Raw genomic sequence first — 2,009 nt, forward strand, 5'->3', positions numbered from 1 at the left:
ATATATAGTTTACTCGGATATTTTTTGAGCAGACTGACAAACAAAAAGGTTGCACTTTAGTAATGCAAATAGCTAGACTCACTAACCCTTACAAAAAATCCCACAATGCCATAACATTCGCAGGATTTTCTTACATAGGAAATTTAGATAAAGCGCTATAATAGTTACTGATTCAAGACCAAGACACCGAACTTGGCAAGTCAACTTACAATTCGCCACAAGGAAAAAGCCCATGAATATAGCATTCCTGGACTTCTATTATTAGAATATTTAGATCAACCAACATAGCAGTTAGGCAAGTCTAATAGGACTTGCCGTAGCCTACTTAGATTGCTTTGCAATCAAGTAGGCTTACTGAATCACATCTTCTCCTCTAACTCTACGTCTGGATACTTGTCCGCAAACCAGCGAAGGGCAAAGTCATTTTCAAAGAGGAAGACTGGTTGGTCAAAACGGTCTTTGGCCAAGATATTGCGACTTGATGACATCCGTTCATCCAAGTCCTCAGGCTTGATCCAACGAACGGTCTTTTTACCCATTGGGCTCATGACTACTTCCGCATTGTACTCGCCTTCCATACGGTGCTTAAAGACTTCAAACTGAAGTTGACCAACAGCACCTAGCATATACTCGCCTGTTTGGTAATTCTTATAAAGCTGAATAGCACCTTCTTGCACCAATTGCTCGATTCCCTTGTGGAAAGATTTTTGCTTCATGACATTCTTAGCAGATACTTTCATGAAAATTTCAGGTGTAAAGGTTGGCAGTGGTTCAAATTCAAACTTGTTTTTTCCAACTGTCAAGGTATCCCCAACCTGATAAGTACCTGTATCGTAAACCCCGATAATATCACCTGCTACAGCATTAGTTATATTTTCACGACTTTCAGCCATAAACTGAGTGACATTCGACAGTTTCGCACCCTTACCAGTACGAGGCAGGTTGACACTCATGCCACGCTCAAATTCGCCTGATACGATACGGACAAAGGCGATACGGTCACGGTGACGAGGGTCCATATTGGCTTGGATTTTAAAGACAAATCCTGAGAAATCCTTATCATGAGGATCCACAATTTCGCCGTCTGTTTTCTTGTGACCATGTGGTTCTGGAGCAAACTTGAGGAAGGTTTCAAGGAAGGTCTGCACACCAAAGTTAGTAAGAGCTGAACCGAAGAAGACTGGCGTCAATTCTCCAGCCAGAATAGCTTCCTCTGAAAACTCATTCCCAGCTTCATTTAAAAGTTCAATATCATCCTTGACTTGCTCATAGAAAGGATTGCTGCCAAAAAGCTTGTCTCCATCTTCTAGACTGGCAAAACGCTCATCCCCCTTGTAAAGTTCCAAGCGTTGGTTATAGAGGTCATACAAGCCTTCAAAGGCTTTCCCCATCCCGATTGGCCAGTTCATCGGATAGCTCGCAATGCCCAAAACTTCTTCCAATTCTTGCAAGAGGTCCAGCGGCTCACGACCATCACGGTCTAGCTTGTTCATAAAGGTAAAGACTGGAATGCCACGGTGCTTCACAACCTCAAACAATTTCTTGGTTTGAGCCTCGATCCCCTTGGCAGAGTCCACGACCATGACCGCAGCATCCACCGCCATCAAGGTACGATAGGTATCTTCTGAAAAGTCCTCATGCCCTGGTGTATCTAGGATATTCACGCGCTTACCATCGTAGTCAAACTGCATAACAGATGAAGTAACGGAAATCCCACGTTGCTTCTCGATATCCATCCAGTCAGACTTGGCAAAAGTCCCTGTTTTCTTTCCTTTAACCGTACCAGCTTCACGAATCTCGCCCCCAAAGTAGAGCAACTGCTCAGTGATCGTTGTTTTCCCCGCGTCCGGGTGAGAGATGATGGCAAAGGTACGACGTTTCTTAATTTCTTCTTGAATATTCATAAGTTCTCTTTCTTTTAAATCTATTTTTATCTGTTTTAATAGCTAAGAATGATTTTTACATTGGATTTTACCATTCCTTTCAACACTCCATTATATCGGATTTTA

1 protein-coding gene is annotated in these 2,009 nt (G+C 42.6%); it reads right to left on the bottom strand.

Going from position 1 to position 2,009, the window contains the following annotated elements; translation table 11 throughout:
- Nucleotides 1-359: 359 nt before the first annotated feature.
- Nucleotides 360-1,904 carry a peptide chain release factor 3 gene (locus QZ359_RS05780; protein WP_293963960.1) on the bottom strand — a complete coding sequence of 515 codons (1,545 nt, stop codon included), beginning with the start codon at nucleotides 1,902-1,904 and terminating at the stop codon, nucleotides 360-362.
- Nucleotides 1,905-2,009: the final 105 nt, after the last annotated feature.

This window comes from Streptococcus sp. (genome assembly GCF_019414905.1).
Lineage (GTDB): Bacteria > Bacillota > Bacilli > Lactobacillales > Streptococcaceae > Streptococcus.

What these genes read in the sequence shown, in the direction of transcription:
- QZ359_RS05780 (WP_293963960.1), bottom strand. Translation starts at nt 1,904, where the DNA reads ATGAATATTCAAGAAGAAATTAAGAAACGTCGTACCTTTGCCATCATC.